The following is a 15,356-nucleotide window of genomic DNA, read 5'->3' on the forward strand; positions in this document are numbered from 1 at the left end:
TTATATTTTAATCCTCAGCCGGTATTACATCCACTTTGCTAACAGTTAAATAAGCAACTACTGCTATGATAATGCTTAAGAATATAGTATTTACAACTCCTGCACTAATACCAAAACCTCCATCTACCGGTGCTTGAATTAATAAATCACCTAATGATGCTCCAACTGGTCTTGTAACTATAAATGCAAGCCAAAATGCTGTAACACCGTCTAACATTTTCATATAAAATAAAATACCAGCCAATACAAAAATACCGCCAAATAACATTAAAGAATTTAAGTAACCAAAATTTAAATGTTCAGATACAGTATCGCCTACAGCAGTTCCAAGTGCAAAAGTTATAAGAACTATAAGCCAGTAAAAAATCTCTCTTCTGTCATTTGTGATTTTATGAATAGAAAGAGTTCCTTCTTCTTTGTACCACAAATAAAATCCTGCCAACATAGCAATAGTAAATACCACATCAAGCGTAATTAAACTAACGCCTAATCCATCAACAAGTAAATCTGAGATTAAAGTCCCTTCAATACTCATCATAACTATCAAAAACCAGTATGCAGGTGCATAATATTTTTTTAATTTCAAATCCCAAATAACAGAACCTATTGTAATAACACCCATTAAAATAGTCGTTCCTACCAGTCCAACACCTAAATCCACATTAACAAAATCAGCAACAGTCTCTCCAACTGTTGTAGATAGTATTTTAACTATCCAGAAAAATACCGTTAAACCGGCAACTCTGTTAATTGTTGTACTTGCATTATTCATTTATTCACTCCTTGATTAGATTATTTTCAATAAAAGTTTACAAGGGTAAAATAAATCAAAAATAAATAATAATTTTTTTCATAAAATTACTGTTACTATAGTGCCTTTATTGAGTTGTGAAACAATTTGAAGATTACCGTCAATTAAATTTAAGAAGTTTTTAACAATAGAAAGCCCGAGTCCATAACCTTCTATTTTTTTATTTCTGCTTTCATCAGTTCTGTAAAATCTTTCTGTTATTTTATCTATTTTATCACCAGGTATTCCAATCCCTTCATCCTTAACAATAAAATATACTTTTTTAGTTTTTAAATATAATGAAATGTAAATATTTTTCCCACTTGGAGTATATTTAACAGCATTATCAATAATATTTTTAAAAATAGTTTTAATTAAAAAGCAATTTGTTTCTTTTTCAATTTTTTCAAACTTCAATAATTCAATATTTATATTTTTTCTTTGAGCTGTTGAAGCATATTTTTCTATTACATCAAGTAAAATACTGTTAAAATCGCATATTGAAAATGTTTTTTTTACACTATATTTGTCATATTTTGTTATTAACAATAATTCGTTAATTATCGTTTCAATTTTTTGTATTTCAGTTTGTAATGTTTTTAAAGTATTTTTATAATATTCAATGTTTCTTTCTTTTTTTAACGCTAATTCAATGCTCATATCAATTACAGTTAAAGGAGTTTTAAGCTCATGAGAAACATCGCTATTGAATTTTTCAATTCTTTCAATACCGTTTTTTAATCTTTCTATCATATTATTAAAATTATCAACAAGTTCATCTATTTCTTTACCGTTATTTGAAAAATTTATATAAGAATTCAAATTATTTATATTTATTTTTCTTACTGTTTTATTAATTTGTTTTATAGGATTTAAAATTTTATTTAAAATATTATTTGCTAAAAAAATAAAAAGAATTAATAATAACACTTCAAGAAAAATTAAAATAGAGATAAAGCTTTCCATATTATCATCAAAATTATTCTTAGCAATTAAAATATAACGGTTATCATCTTTTAAAGCATAAAACACATCTTCATGACCATTTGTATGCAGGGCAAAAAAATTTTTTTTATTTTTTATACGAGTTAACAAAATTTTATCTTTTATTTCAAACTTCCCAAATTTATAAATTACTTTATTGTTTTTTACAATTAAAAAAGGATATTTAAATTTTCTGTTTTGATAGTTTTCAGAGTTTTCAATTTTTGATGCTTGTGTATATAATTCATTTTTGATATTTGAAATATTTTTTTGTTTTAAAAGGATATAAAAAGAAATTGTAAATATTGTAAATAATATAAATGAAACTAATCCAAAATACAACAGTATTTTTATTTTTATACTTTTATGTTTCAATTTTATAACCTAAACCTTTTATACTTTTTATAAAATTTTTACCAAGTTTTTTCTTAAATGGTAAATTATTACAGGTACTAAATTACTTTCATTAATTTTTTCATTATTCCATAAATATTCTTCTATCATCATTTTAGAAACATAAGAGTTTTTTCTTTTTACAAGTAACATTAAAAGTTCGTATTCCTGTGCCGTCAAATCAATAATTGAAGATTTTTTTTTAACAATTTTCTTATCTGTATCAATAACAATATCTTTTATGCTAATAATATTTTGTCCGTTTAAAACCATTCTTCTATAAATAGCTTCTATTCTTGCCTGCAATTCCTGAAGGCTAAAAGGTTTGGGCAAATAATCATCAGCACCTGTTTTCAATCCTTTTATTTTATCTTCAATATCACCTTTTGCCGTAAGCATTATAACGGGTGTTGTAATATTTTTTTCTCTTAATGTTTTTAAAACATCAATACCGCTCTTTTCAGGCAGCATCCAATCTAAAATAATAACATCATATTGATTTAGTATTGCCAAATATTCACCATCTGCTCCATTTTGCGCAATATCAATAATAAAGCCTTCCTCCTTTAAATGTTCTTTTAATAAAGAGAGGATGTTTAAATCATCCTCTACAATTAAAATTTTCATTATTGTTTCCTAATTGTCATTATTGTCATTTCCGTTATCATTTTCACTTTCGTCACTGTTGTTGATATTTTCTTTATTGTCCATTTGATCAGAATCATCAACTTTATCAGAAACAACACTTAGTATTTTACCATTACCTGAGTCCACATATATATCTGTAGTTTTATTATTACTAAAAACTTCTGCTTTATACACTAAGTTTCCATCTATATCCTCAAGCTTAATACCAGTTATTTTACCGTTATGAAAACTGTTTTTAATTTTTTTAGCTACATCTAAAGCACCTATTTTTGCATCTTTTTTTTCACTGATTTCTGAACCTGCAATTTGAATGGAACTTTTTATTACTACATCTTTTCCACCATCATCATTTGTTTCAATGTCTCCCGCCATTGCTACACTTCCAACTAAACCTAATATTACCATACTTTTAACAAAATATGAATTTTTTTTCATGTCAAATCCTTTAATGTTTTTTTTATTGCAGCCAAATTATATATCTTCTAAATAAATCAAAAATAAAAAATAATTTTTATTTGAGTTTTTCTTATAAACAAGAATCATTTAGCACTAATTTAATAGAATCTTTAAATTTCGTTAAAAAAAACAGAATATGAAGGCTTATTCCATTCAAAGTAGTAGCTTTTAAAATATTTTCCTTCAGTAGAGGAGGTTATTCAAAAATTTAAAAGCCCCAGAGCAAGAAATTATTATAATGAATGCTATTAGTATGAAGTTGATTGTCTGCTTTTAATATCATAAAAACAGACAATCGGAAAGTTTTAGAAATTATAAGTCAAATATAATCTATAGTTTTTAACTGGATTTTTATCATATTCAACATCTTCAAAGTGGAATTTTACTCCAAGACCTTTTAGAACATTTTTAAATTTATATGAAGCAATTAAATCATAAGCATTTAGATCTTTTCCACCGTTTAATGTTCCGTTTGAACCTACCATGTAATCAGTATATCTTCCCAAAAGCATTATTTTTTTAGCAAATTTATATTTTAAATTTAAAGATAAAGCATTTACATCTTTTTGATAATTTTCAAGACCTATGATGTCACCTGCGTATGCCCAATTTGATGAAATACCTACACCTGAGACCATACCTTTGTCCTTATTGGCTATCGTATAGCCTAAACTTGTAATAAAACCATTGTATTTTGTCGCCAATTTAAATCCTAAAAGATCTCCACTTACACTGTTATCATTGTCAACATTACTTGAGCCGTATTGGATTCCTGCAAGCATACCAAGACCGGCTGCTTTAAATTTATATTCAGCTTGAGCAAGAGCTACGGAGATATCACCCATATTATCACCTGTTTTGGCTATGGTTGCATTTTTTATTTTTAAATATTGTCCTGTTAGTTTTAAACCTTTTATAGTTTGATTTTGTACTAATGCAGTCCATATACCATCACCCAAAGTATACTTATATTTTGCTCCGTACATAAAAATCTTTTTATCGAATTTACCTACACCTCCCCCATTTGCACCTTTAAAGTTTGTTCTTGTTAAATATTTATCAACGTAACCGACAAATATTTTAGTTTTCGGCAACTCTTTTGTAGTAGCAGTATAACCTTCAAAAGATTCGTGGATTATTCTTGAACCGTTACCTGCAAGAAGAGGAGTTTGAATAAATTGTCTTCCTATTTTAAGCGAACTTTTTTTATATTTATATTTCAAATAAGCCTCTTCCAAGACAGCTCCCGGACCATAAAGATCTGCCTTATAAAAGTTTTTTGCTTCTGAGCTAGCCCAAGGGGAATCACTGCTTTGAAATCTAAAGCCGGCACTAAATCCATAAAAATCACCAGTTACATAATTTAGCATAACACCAAGACTCAAAATACTTTCTTTACCTTTTGAGCCTTTATCTACATTATAATTTATAGCTTTTAACTGGCCTTTAATTTTTCCATTTTTAAACGCATCACTTAAAGAGTCTCCCGCATTTGCACTCATAGCCAATGTTGCCAAAACCACTAAGCTTAAACTTATATTTTTTAATTTCATTTTTATACTCCTTTTACTTTTTTATTTTTACTGGAATCGCATGTCTTGCATTTGAACCGCATACAAAGTCGCTTGCAGTTTGCATACCAGCAGTCGGATCTAAAAGACCAATCTTGTTTATGTCTACACCGCTTTTTCTTCTTATTATAGCTTTTATCGTTTTGCCATTTATAACAATATTTTCAGCTCCGCTAGCATCTCTTCCAAGGCCATGTTCAACACCTATGCATCCAGGCATTACCCCATTTCTGTATCTCAGATATCCCTTTACTTTTCCATATTCTGATGCAACTTCTACCAAATCACCAAGATTCAGACCAAACTCTTTGGCAGTTTTTGGATTTAGATCTATATATGTTGTAAATCTTATTTCGGCCAGATTATTGCTGTTTGCATCAGGAGTTGCCAACACATTTGATTTAAAAGAAAAAGCTGTTAACGGATACTTGTCTTTAGGATATATTTCGTCATATGTTTTTCCCCCAACTTGTCTTTGCTTAAAAAATTTGATAGTTCCGCTATATCTTTCACCTGTTAGTGAATTTCTTGTAGTACCAACTGTTTCATTATATATTTGTACAGGTTTTTTATATTGATGAGCGAGAAATTCACCTTTATAACTGTCTTCTACATCTTCATATCTTCCCCCTCTAGCCATCACATATGCTGTTTTTCTCCAGTTTTTTCCACAGATTCTTTTAAGTGAAGGGACATAATCTTCTATACCACTGAGCTTTATATCCTCATCAGTTGCATCTGGTACTGGTGTACCATCCATTGCAATATTTTCAAACGCCCTTAAATATATATCCTCAGCTTTATTTAACGGATACCAGTTACCATCATTTCCTTTTATGGCTTTTTCTCCAAAACCGGGAAGTTTTAACTTTTTACCAAGAGCTATCATAAAGCTAATCATTTCTATTGGTTCCCCGTTTTTAAAAGTAGCTTGTTTTGGCTTTACAACAGGAAACCTCAACGTATTACATTTAGTTAAATAACCATTCCATACATGCACAATTCCCCAAGTCTCATAAAGGACAGAATCCGGCACGATATAATCAGCATATTTGGATGTGTCATTTATAAATGGGTCAACTGCAATAAAAAGAGGAATAGATTTTTTTGGATCAGCTAAAAGCTCTTTCATTTTACTTTCTGAACCACTTGTCCCATATAAAAAGTCAGAACTATTAGTTATTAATACATCCAACTTATAAGGATAACCTTCGGCACTATTATTTAATATATGATGTGAAAGCTGGCTTGTAAATGGAAACCAATTCCCTTTTGCAGGATATGGATTTTCACCTTTGGCTAATTTATTTTTATACTCATTTGTTTTTTCATATGACATTCTTGCTCTATCTATTCTTGTAGCTTTTATATTCGGTTTTCCTTTATATGCAAAAAGATTATATTTTTTACCTATAAAATCTTTATAAGCTCCTCCGCCTGCACTCATTCCGCCTTTATAGTTTAAGCTTCCCACCATTGCACCTAACAACATTACAGCATAAGCTGTATAAAAACCTGTAGTATGCATTGTGCCTCCATGACAGTCAACACTTGCTTTTCTGCCATGAGTAACAAGTTTTTTCGCTACTTCCTGCATAGTTTCTATACTAACTCCGCACTCTTTGGAATACTCTTGCAAACTTAATTCATTTACATTTTCTTTTAACTCATTAAAAGAAGTTCTTACACTGTATGTTTTTCCTTTGTATTCAACACTGCCTTTAAAATCAAGCACTGCCTGAATCACATCATTTGAAGATTTTAAAGTATTGTCAGTTGCATCTAAAACCAAAGGAATTTTGCCATCTTTTAGTATTTTTCCAAACCCATCTTTATCTTGAATTATTAAATGTGCAGCATTTGTCCAGGAAACATCATTCAATGCTTTCATAGCTTTTGCTGAAGGCATAGATAGATATTTTTTATTATACATTTTATTATTTATAATAATTTGTAAAACTCCCATTACAAATGCCAAATCAGTTCCGGGCTTTATAGGTATCCAATGACTTCTTGATCCGGCTGATATCATATCACTATTGCCTTGCATCGGAGATACTATAGTATAGTCTATATTGCCTTCACTTCTAGCACGAGCTAAAAGCTTACCTTGTCTTTTAAAAGGATTGCCTGCTTGCCCCGGAGGTGTTCCAATACTAAGCAGATACTCGGTATTTTCAAAATCAGGCTTTAAATGTGGATATTTTTTAAAATTACCAAGATATGCTGCTTCTCCGGCTCTCATGGATAAACCGCAAGTTGCACCATGACCCGCCCAATTACAGGTACCGAAAGATTTTAAAAATCTATTTACAACTACTTTAAATCTTCCTTCATGAGTAGTGCCAATAAAACATAACCCGTTTGATTTGGGTCCAAATACAGGCTCATCAGGATTGATAGGAGTTTTAATGTCTCTTACATCTTTCAATCCCTTCACATGTCCTTCTCCAAAAAGATTACCACCATTTACTATTTCATCTATAAGTTGCTCAATTTCAATCTCTTTCCATTTGTTTTCACCCCTTTTTCCAACTCTTTTTAAGGGTTTTAAAACTCTAAATTTATCATCTATTTTATCAAAGACTGCATTACCTCTGGCGCATACATTGGATCTATATTTTTCAAATTTACCATTTTGGGACAATATTTCATAACTTTCTTTTATACTTGTATTATACGGTAACCAAGGATCACTTGAGAGAAGATTATAAGGGTTGCCAAAAACTCTGAGTACTTTATCAGTTTTTTTATCTATTTTTACTCTAACACCGCACTGAGTTACACAACCTATACAAGTCGTGGAACAGATTTTAAAATCATCATTAGGCACGAACTGATCATTTACATAACTGTACTCTGGCTTGTAAGAATTTCCATAAATAGGATCTTTTGCTTTTTCACCATCCGTTGACATTGTCACAGCTTGTTTTAAAGTCTTTTTATAGCCCACAATAGAAGCAGAAGCTGCTACAGCAGATGTTCCAATTAAAAAATTTCTTCTTTTTTTATCCATTTTGCACTCCTTTATAACTATCTCTCATTTCTTCATCCCATGGAAAAATCACTGCAAATATTGAAATCGCTGCAATAACAAATGCAAAATTTGATGCAACTGACATTATGCTATCCGGTCCAAAAACTGGAGATATATACTCCATAAATCCGGGCACTGTTTTTGGTAGCTCTTGTCCTCCTATGACTAAAGTTTCCCTAAACATCCATCCTCCAACAGCTGAAGCAATTGCTGCTAATGAAACTAAAAATAGTGACTTTCTTAATAAAGTTAATCCTATAATTGCAGGTATAATATAACATATAATATATTCGCCAACTACCTTGCTTAAATGTAAATCAAAATATTTAAAAAGTATATATTTGTTTGATCCATTAAACGGCATTGCAAAACTTAACCAAAATACGTGTACAAGAAGTTCTATTAAAATAAACCAGGCTAAAAGGTTGGCAAGACTTTCGATCATCTTTCTGTCAACTTTCATTTTCTCTGAAAAGAATTTTTGAAAAATTATTAACAAAATAATCAAAACGCCTATACCTTCTACCAGCGCAGAAGTAAGAAATAAAACAGGCATCAATGGCGTATGCCATAATGGAACAGCATGAACAACTCCTATAATATAGCCGGTATAAATTTCCAAAGCCATAGCTAATGGAATACCCGCAGCAGCAAGAAAATATAAAATCTTATTATCCTTATTATCTATGTTTTGTGAAACTCTGCCCAAAGTTAAAATTTTATAAAACATTCTGCCTGCTGCACCAGAGTTTTCCATTCTTTTAAGAAAATATGGACGATAAAATGTCAGTATTGTTAAAATAATGAGTCCAGTATAAGACATAAGTATCAATACTCCCCATTTCATTGGTGATGTAGGAAAGTGTCCCCATCCATAAAGGAAAAAATTTATCAAACGGCCGGGTTGCTTTAAATCATCAATAAGATTCAATGGAGCCGCCACAATAAATGCAAATGCTATCAACAATGAAAATCCGGCAATGGGACGATACTTTTTTATACCAAATACAATAGCCAAGCTAAAAATAATAAAAGCAGCGGCTGAAGTACTCGTAAACCAAAAATAGTTAGGAATATCAAACCCCCAAGCTCTGTCAGGAGTAACTGAAGCTAATGTGGTTATTATTTGTGTTTCCATTTTACACTCCTTTTTCTGGATAAATAACCCATTCTTTTTCTAAAATTTTTAATTTAGAACGCACCCAATCATCAAGGACAGGCGTCGCATCCAAAACTTCTACAAGTCGATCATCCAAACCAATATAAAACACCTGGGGTTTATTGCCTTGTTCAGGTTTTAAAACATCGTGTGAATAAGTATTAAAAAGCTTTGAAACTTCTGAATTTTTATCATTCAAATCACCAAAAATTCTTGCTCCCCCCACACATGTTTCAACACATGCCGGTAATAGCCCTTTATCAACTCTTTGTGCACAAAAATTACATTTATCTACTACTTTTGTCTCTGTATTGATAAATCGTTTATCATAAGGACAAGCTTCTACACAGTATCCGCACCCCCAACAAACAGTATTATCAACGACAACAATTCCATCTTCTCGTTTAAATGTTGCTCCTGTTGGGCAAACACTTACACAAGAAGGCTCATCGCAATGATTACATAGTTGAGGCAAAAATCCTTTCCTAACATCTGGAAATTCTCCAATCTCCATCTCGGGAACATACGTTCTATGCTGTCCTTTAGGAACTTGATTTTCCACCATACATGCTGCTGTACAAGCTTGACAACCTATGCATTTTCTAAGATCTATAACCATTACAAAATGTTTACCTTTTTGACCAATATATTTTGGGTCATCTTTATCTCTACCAGGGATTTTTAAAGAAAAAGCATTTGCGTCAGATGCTGCTACCATAGCAACCGCTGTTGAAGCAATTCCTTTTTTAATAAAATCCCTTCTTGATTTTTCTTTAGGCATATTTACTCCTTTTTAAGAATTCAAACAATTATAAAACAAAAAAGGGGGAAAACAGGGGGAAAAATTAAATCATTATTAAAAAATTATAGTAAAAACTGCTCCCTTATCTTCATTTTTAACTTCAAGTTTTCCATTATTGTTTTTCTCAATAATAGTCTTTGTCATATATAATCCTATACCAATACCGCTTTTAGCGTGCTTTGTACTAAAGTATGGTTCAAAAATTTTATCTATAGGAATAACTTTTATTCCTCCTGCGTTATCCGAAATAAGAATTATTTTGTTTGAATTTTCTGTGAAAGTTTTTACATGTATTTTACCATTTCGTATACCTCTTTGAACAATTACATCTTTAGCATTAACAATGATATTTAAAACCGCTTGAGCCATTTCATTTGGATAACCGTTTAATGTAAAATCATCTTTTATTTCTATATCAAGCTTAATATTATTATTTTTCAGTGAAGCTATTATAAGTTTTTTTATTTTTCTATAAGATTTGATACAAAAAAATTTCTAAAATCATCTATTGTTTTAGACATAAATGCAATTGCTTCATTTGCTTCTTGTATTTTTAACTTAAATTTTTCTTTTGTAAGATTGTTTCTTTCAGAATGAAGTTCCATACTTATTAGAATTAAAGACAGTTCAGTTAAAGGCTGCCTCCATTGGTGAGCTATATTTCCTATCATTTCACCCATACTGGCTAATTTACTTTGATGAAGTAATATTCTCTCTTTTTCATTTACTTCTCTCTCTTTTTTTAGCCTCTCTTTTATCTCCTTTTCCACTCTAATCTGTAAATTTTTATTTAACTTTTGCAACTCTTTTTGACTATTTACAAGTTTTGTATTTACTTCATCGAGTTGCCTTAAAATGATATCAAAACCATAATTTATAACTACAGCAGTAACTATAATAAATAATATTATTCCTATAACACCTTGTAAAATCGCTTTATTTAATATCATTCTCCAATTGGAAATATCCTGAAAAAAAATGATCTTAAAATCATTTTTTTTATTTATACCTCTTCCTTTAATGATATAAGTCAGATAATCTCTCTTTTTAAACTTAATCTCTTTAAAATTGGATAGTTTCTTATTTTTTATCAATTTTTTAACATAATCGTTTCCATGTAATGAAAAAATGAGGTTTTGCCCGTAACCGTCATAATATATATATGCATCCATATCTATAAGTTTTCTAATTTGAGATAGAAAATATCTGGGATCTATTACAAAAACAACATATCCTATTATATTGGAGTTTTTATCTCTTGCCTCAGACACGGTATGATAAAAAAACTTTCCCTCCCCATACCAAAAGCCGTCATATGGAAATTTTTTACCTTTGATATAAGGAAGTTTTAACTGTGCTTTTTGACCAAAATATGTCAAAAGTTTTCCATTATTATCATAAAAAGCAAAAGTTGTTAAGTATCTGTTCTCTTTTGTTATAATTTTCCATCTTGGAAGACTTAAATCATGCAACGCTTTTATATCTTTTTTTTCAAATGCTTTTTTTATCCCGTAAGAATTTATGTTGGCATATCCTCTTGTCGTATAAAACTTTCTTACTCTTTTTAATATTTCATTATAAACGTGCGTTACTTTTTTAAGCTCCATTTGCTGGTTGGCTTTGGCAAAATTCTTTATATCTATATATCGTATGGAAAAAAATATGACGGACAGGGTAATGATAACGAACAGGACAAGTATAATGGTTTTTGTTTTTACCGATACGGAGCTTGATAAATTTTTAAATTTCAAATATATATCCTATGCTGTATATATTTTTTATATTTTGGGAACCTATCTTTCTTCTAATCTCTTTAACAAGAGATTTGACAGCTTCTTTGCTTGGATATTCATATTCCCAAACATAATTGGAAATTTCATCAAAAGACACAACTTTATTTGCATTTTGAATCAAAAACTCCAAAAGTCTGCTTTCTTTTTTAGATAAGTTTATGTTTTTATTACCATAAGATACTGTTTTTTTTGCAGGATTATAAATACAGCCATTTTTTAATTTTATGTTCATATTGTAATCAACTAGTTCTAAAGCTACTTTTTCCAATGCTTTTAAGAAATTATTTTTATCGAAAGGTTTTATTAAAAATTTTGTAATTTTAAGTTCAATTGCTCTCCACAAATAATTTTGTTCAGTATGAGCAGATAATATAATGACAGGAATTTTTTTGTTTTTTTTTCTTATTTTTTTAACAGCATCTAATCCATCCATATTTGGCATACAAATATCAAATATTAAAACATCATAATTTCCAAAACTCATTTCCTCGACAGCTTCTTTGCCATTACAAACAGCTACCACCCTTTCAAAAAATATCTCTAAAATATCAATAACTTTATTTCGTATTCCATCTTCATCTTCCGCATATAAAACTTTTTTATCAGACAATATATTTAATATGTCAATATTATTTATTTTCATCTTTTAGCCCTCTAATGTATAATTTTATTTTTGATATAATTATACATAAAATTTAATAAAGAACTTCTGTATTTCTTTACTAAAAAACATCTTCTTCTGTACAATAAATCATTAAGTAAAATTAATATTTTTTTATAAAACATTAAATAAAACTTAGATGTTTGTTAGCTTTATAATATTCTCAATAAAAATTCCTATACCCATAATAATTGTAAAAACTGCAAAAATAAAACGCAATCTATTCTGATTGATTTTTTTAGCAAAATATGCACCGATAAATCCGCCTAAAGCACCTCCTATTGCAAAAACTGCACTTATATTATAATCAATTTCTCTGCCTTGAATTAAATAACTTAATAATCCAAAAACTCCAAACAAAAATATAATAAACAATGAAGTTGCAATAGCTTCTTTTATTTTTAAATTAGCTCCCATATATAATGCCGGTACAAGTAAAAATCCTCCTCCTACACCAAAAAAACCACTGGCAAAACCGGTTATAAAACCAAGAATTAATATCTTTTTATAATCAATTCCTGTTGTTTTTTATTTATCTTTTGATTTTTTGGTTTGGTCATTTTAAAACCTATAAAAATCATTAATATTGCAAAACTAATTAAAAGATCAGGTCCTTTTAGAACTTTATTTGCCAATGAACCAAGATATATACTGATAATTCCTGGTGTTGCCATTAAAAATGCTATTTTAAAATTTACAAGAAACTCTTTAATATAAGAAAAAGAAGCAATAAGAGAGGTTATACCTACAGCTATAAGCGAAGTAATAATGGCTAAATGAATATCTTCCCCTACTAAATATACAAGTAAAGGAACAGCAATTATAGACCCTCCTCCACCTGTTAAACCTAAAGCAACTCCTGAGATTAAACCTCCTATTAATGCTAAAATAATATCAGTCATAAAGATTTCTTGATTTTATGCCACTACAAAATAAGTATAACCGGCTTTTCTATAAGCATTAATGGCTTGTAGTCCGCCTTCACTTGCAATTGATGTCCCTTCAGGCAAATCTTTACTATCTAATCCGAGTAAATGCATACTGTTTATACAAAAATTAAAATCTACTCCCTTAGCTGCAAATTCTTCAATTTTTTCTTTTAAATGCCCGTGTGCAAATGCAGGTAACACTGCCCCGCCAACAACTACAACCTTAATATCAACTTCTTCCATATTTGCATGTAACATATTGAATAAATGCACATAATGACTCGGTTCCAATAATTGCATTACCCATTTTTCTTGTTTCATAGTATTATCCTTTTTATGTATATTTTTTTTATTTTGTTCAAACTTTTTACACTCCTCTTCTTCTTTTGGCAATCCGGTTTCAGGAGATAAACAAGGAGCATGGAATAGATATCCGCTCCACATTCCTTTTATAGTTTTTACAAATATAATTAACCAAAACACCATTAACTGTACGCTTAAAAGCATTCCGAAATATTCAAATGCATTTATGCCTGTTTCTTTCCAAAGTTGAAAAGTTGACGCTGTAAAAACTCCTACCGGGAAAGTAAATCCCCACCATCCCATATTAAAAGGCAGTCCTTCTTTGAAAAACTTTAATGTTATAAACCAAGCCATAAAAAACCACCATAATGCATATCCCCATATTAACAATCCCATAATTAATCCAAAATCGTATAAAAATGAAGATATTCCTTCTAAGCCTGTACCAGCTAATGCACTTTTAGCACTGTTTCCAAGTAATAAAAGTCCAAGTGCACCTGTTCCTAATGGTCCCAACGTCAGCCAGCTGGTAACAGCCATTGCTTTATCAGGAAGTTTATGAGTTGCAAGCCTTAAAAATAAAATCACCAATATTGAAAATGCCAATGGTACAGAAAATGTCCATAAAATGTAACTTAATATAAGCATAGTCTCACCCATAGAATTTGGAAAATATGGAGCCAACATTCCACCTGCAGATGCGGTAACTTCAGAAGCTACAATTGGTAAAAGCCATACAGCTGTCATATTTTCCAATTTATGTTCTTTTTGAACTGTAAACATTAAATAAGGCACTAACCATCCTACACCTACTGCTAAAATAACATCAATCCACCATAAATATAATGCTATATCCAAAGCTTTATCACCCATTATTGGTGGACCAAATATAGCAAATCCTTCTAATATTGGGACTAATGCCATAGGTATAGCTCCTAAAAACATAGATTGAACGGGGTGCTTTAACATAAGAGCAATAGCTTCAGGATATAAAATTATCCTGGCAATCATTAAAAATGAAAACAGTAAAAAGAAAAGAATATCGACTATCCAAAATCCAATACCAATTTGTGTTTGGCCGTAAAATATATTTGTATTTATATTATGTAATGTCAAAAAAGCAATACCGGTACCCATATTAAGAGTAAACCAGTTTGGTGTGAAGTCTCTAATTACTTCTGATAAGCCTTTATTTTGTAAAGGTTTTAAATTCATTTTCATATCCTTTTTTTTGTAATAATATATAAAATTTAATAATTAGTAAAATTAATTAAATTAATGAAAAAATTATTGTTTTTAATAAATAAGATATTTTAATTTTATATTTTAAAAAACAACCTCTACTTTGGTGTCTTTATTTACTTCAGAGCTGATAATAATTTTTCCGTTATAAAATTCAACAATTTTTTTGACAATCGAAAGCCCGAGTCCAAAACCTTCTGTTTTTTTGTTTCTGCTTTTTTCAATTCTGTAAAATTCATCTGTTATTTTTGAAATTTCTTCTTTTTTTATGCCTATTCCTTCATCTTCAACAATAAAATGAATGTTTGAATCTTGGTATAAAGATACATAAATATTTTTATTTTCAGGTGTATATTTAATTGCATTTTCTATAAGGTTTGAAAAAACTACATATATTAAATTTTTATCACCCGTAAAAAGCACTTTTTCAAAATTTTCAATATGAAGTTTTAAATTTTTCTCTTTTAATTTACCCTCAAATCTTTCTAATACCTGCAATAACACATCATCAAGTTCTATTAACTTATTATTTTGATTATTTAAATTTTTTGTAAGTAAAAGTAACGAATTTATTATTTTTTGCAAATT

General features: G+C 29.6%; 15 protein-coding genes. All 15 read right to left on the bottom strand.

The features are described from left to right. Nucleotides 1-7 precede the first annotated feature (7 nt). The 15 genes from DZ68_RS0100205 to DZ68_RS09770 all read right to left on the bottom strand — a co-directional run bounded on the left by DZ68_RS0100205 (nt 8) and on the right by DZ68_RS09770 (nt 15,353). A complete protein-coding gene (locus DZ68_RS0100205) occupies nt 8-772 on the bottom strand; it encodes a membrane protein (RefSeq protein WP_024788971.1) in 765 nt (254 codons plus the stop codon). A 78-nt stretch (nt 773-850) separates the two neighbouring features. After that, complete coding sequence (locus DZ68_RS0100210; RefSeq protein WP_024790465.1) at nt 851-2,149, bottom strand: cell wall metabolism sensor histidine kinase WalK; 1,299 nt, start codon at nt 2,147-2,149, stop codon at nt 851-853. Between the two features lie 27 nt (nt 2,150-2,176). Next, nucleotides 2,177-2,794: a response regulator transcription factor gene (locus DZ68_RS09740; protein WP_201768528.1), complete on the bottom strand. Its 618-nt coding sequence runs from the start codon at nt 2,792-2,794 to the stop codon at nt 2,177-2,179. Between the two features lie 9 nt (nt 2,795-2,803). Continuing rightward, on the bottom strand, nt 2,804-3,250 hold the full coding sequence (locus DZ68_RS0100220; RefSeq protein ID WP_024786703.1) for a PepSY domain-containing protein: 447 nt from the start codon (nt 3,248-3,250) through the stop codon (nt 2,804-2,806). Between the two features lie 326 nt (nt 3,251-3,576). Next, complete coding sequence (locus tag DZ68_RS10355) at nt 3,577-4,824, bottom strand: OprD family outer membrane porin (protein WP_024786704.1); 1,248 nt, start codon at nt 4,822-4,824, stop codon at nt 3,577-3,579. Between the two features lie 13 nt (nt 4,825-4,837). Beyond that, entirely contained in the window at nt 4,838-7,858 is a 3,021-nt protein-coding gene (locus DZ68_RS0100230) for a molybdopterin dinucleotide binding domain-containing protein (protein ID WP_024790466.1), read from the bottom strand. Continuing rightward, the gene (gene nrfD, locus DZ68_RS0100235; RefSeq protein WP_024786706.1) at nt 7,851-9,017 is read right to left on the bottom strand and encodes an NrfD/PsrC family molybdoenzyme membrane anchor subunit; all 1,167 of its coding nucleotides are present in this window, start codon (nt 9,015-9,017) and stop codon (nt 7,851-7,853) included. Before nrfD ends, DZ68_RS0100230 begins: the two co-directional genes overlap by 8 nt. Before the next feature lies 1 nt (nt 9,018). Next, nucleotides 9,019-9,819, bottom strand: a complete 801-nt coding sequence (dsrO, locus tag DZ68_RS0100240; RefSeq protein WP_024786707.1) for a sulfate reduction electron transfer complex DsrMKJOP subunit DsrO — start codon at nt 9,817-9,819, stop codon at nt 9,019-9,021. Nucleotides 9,820-9,894: 75 nt separating this feature from the next. Further along, nucleotides 9,895-10,209 carry an ATP-binding protein gene (locus DZ68_RS10360; protein WP_024790467.1) on the bottom strand — a complete coding sequence of 105 codons (315 nt, stop codon included), beginning with the start codon at nt 10,207-10,209 and terminating at the stop codon, nt 9,895-9,897. Between the two features lie 92 nt (nt 10,210-10,301). Then, a complete protein-coding gene (locus tag DZ68_RS10365) occupies nt 10,302-11,447 on the bottom strand; it encodes a cache domain-containing protein (RefSeq protein WP_051428126.1) in 1,146 nt (381 codons plus the stop codon). A 133-nt stretch (nt 11,448-11,580) separates the two neighbouring features. Continuing rightward, nucleotides 11,581-12,276 (bottom strand): response regulator transcription factor, encoded by a 696-nt coding sequence (locus DZ68_RS0100255; RefSeq protein WP_051428137.1) that lies wholly within the window; start codon nt 12,274-12,276, stop codon nt 11,581-11,583. A gap of 153 nt (nt 12,277-12,429) precedes the next feature. Further along, nucleotides 12,430-12,810, bottom strand: coding sequence for a sulfite exporter TauE/SafE family protein (locus DZ68_RS11170; RefSeq protein WP_035908470.1), 381 nt, complete (start codon nt 12,808-12,810; stop codon nt 12,430-12,432). Continuing rightward, entirely contained in the window at nt 12,789-13,196 is a 408-nt protein-coding gene (locus DZ68_RS11175; protein WP_035908472.1) for a sulfite exporter TauE/SafE family protein, read from the bottom strand. The genes DZ68_RS11170 and DZ68_RS11175 overlap by 22 nt, the downstream gene beginning before the upstream one ends. A 15-nt stretch (nt 13,197-13,211) precedes the next feature. Further along, nucleotides 13,212-14,747, bottom strand: coding sequence for a hypothetical protein (locus DZ68_RS09765; protein WP_024790470.1), 1,536 nt, complete (start codon nt 14,745-14,747; stop codon nt 13,212-13,214). Between the two features lie 105 nt (nt 14,748-14,852). Continuing rightward, nucleotides 14,853-15,353 carry a cell wall metabolism sensor histidine kinase WalK gene (locus DZ68_RS09770; protein WP_024790471.1) on the bottom strand — a complete coding sequence of 167 codons (501 nt, stop codon included), beginning with the start codon at nt 15,351-15,353 and terminating at the stop codon, nt 14,853-14,855. Nucleotides 15,354-15,356: the final 3 nt, after the last annotated feature.

Source organism: Lebetimonas sp. JS085, assembly GCF_000523295.1.
Lineage (GTDB): Bacteria > Campylobacterota > Campylobacteria > Campylobacterales > Nautiliaceae > Lebetimonas.

Coding starts and splice junctions, on each gene's coding strand:
- DZ68_RS0100255 (WP_051428137.1), bottom strand. CDS start 12,276: ATGAAAATAAATAATATTGACATATTAAATATATTGTCTGATAAAAAA.
- dsrO (WP_024786707.1), bottom strand. CDS start 9,819: ATGCCTAAAGAAAAATCAAGAAGGGATTTTATTAAAAAAGGAATTGCT.
- DZ68_RS0100230 (WP_024790466.1), bottom strand. CDS start 7,858: ATGGATAAAAAAAGAAGAAATTTTTTAATTGGAACATCTGCTGTAGCA.
- DZ68_RS10365 (WP_051428126.1), bottom strand. CDS start 11,447: ATGGAGCTTAAAAAAGTAACGCACGTTTATAATGAAATATTAAAAAGA.
- DZ68_RS09765 (WP_024790470.1), bottom strand. CDS start 14,747: ATGAAAATGAATTTAAAACCTTTACAAAATAAAGGCTTATCAGAAGTA.
- DZ68_RS09740 (WP_201768528.1), bottom strand. CDS start 2,794: ATGAAAATTTTAATTGTAGAGGATGATTTAAACATCCTCTCTTTATTA.
- DZ68_RS0100220 (WP_024786703.1), bottom strand. CDS start 3,250: ATGAAAAAAAATTCATATTTTGTTAAAAGTATGGTAATATTAGGTTTA.
- DZ68_RS10360 (WP_024790467.1), bottom strand. CDS start 10,209: ATGGCTCAAGCGGTTTTAAATATCATTGTTAATGCTAAAGATGTAATT.
- nrfD (WP_024786706.1), bottom strand. CDS start 9,017: ATGGAAACACAAATAATAACCACATTAGCTTCAGTTACTCCTGACAGA.
- DZ68_RS11175 (WP_035908472.1), bottom strand. CDS start 13,196: ATGACTGATATTATTTTAGCATTAATAGGAGGTTTAATCTCAGGAGTT.
- DZ68_RS10355 (WP_024786704.1), bottom strand. CDS start 4,824: ATGAAATTAAAAAATATAAGTTTAAGCTTAGTGGTTTTGGCAACATTG.
- DZ68_RS0100205 (WP_024788971.1), bottom strand. CDS start 772: ATGAATAATGCAAGTACAACAATTAACAGAGTTGCCGGTTTAACGGTA.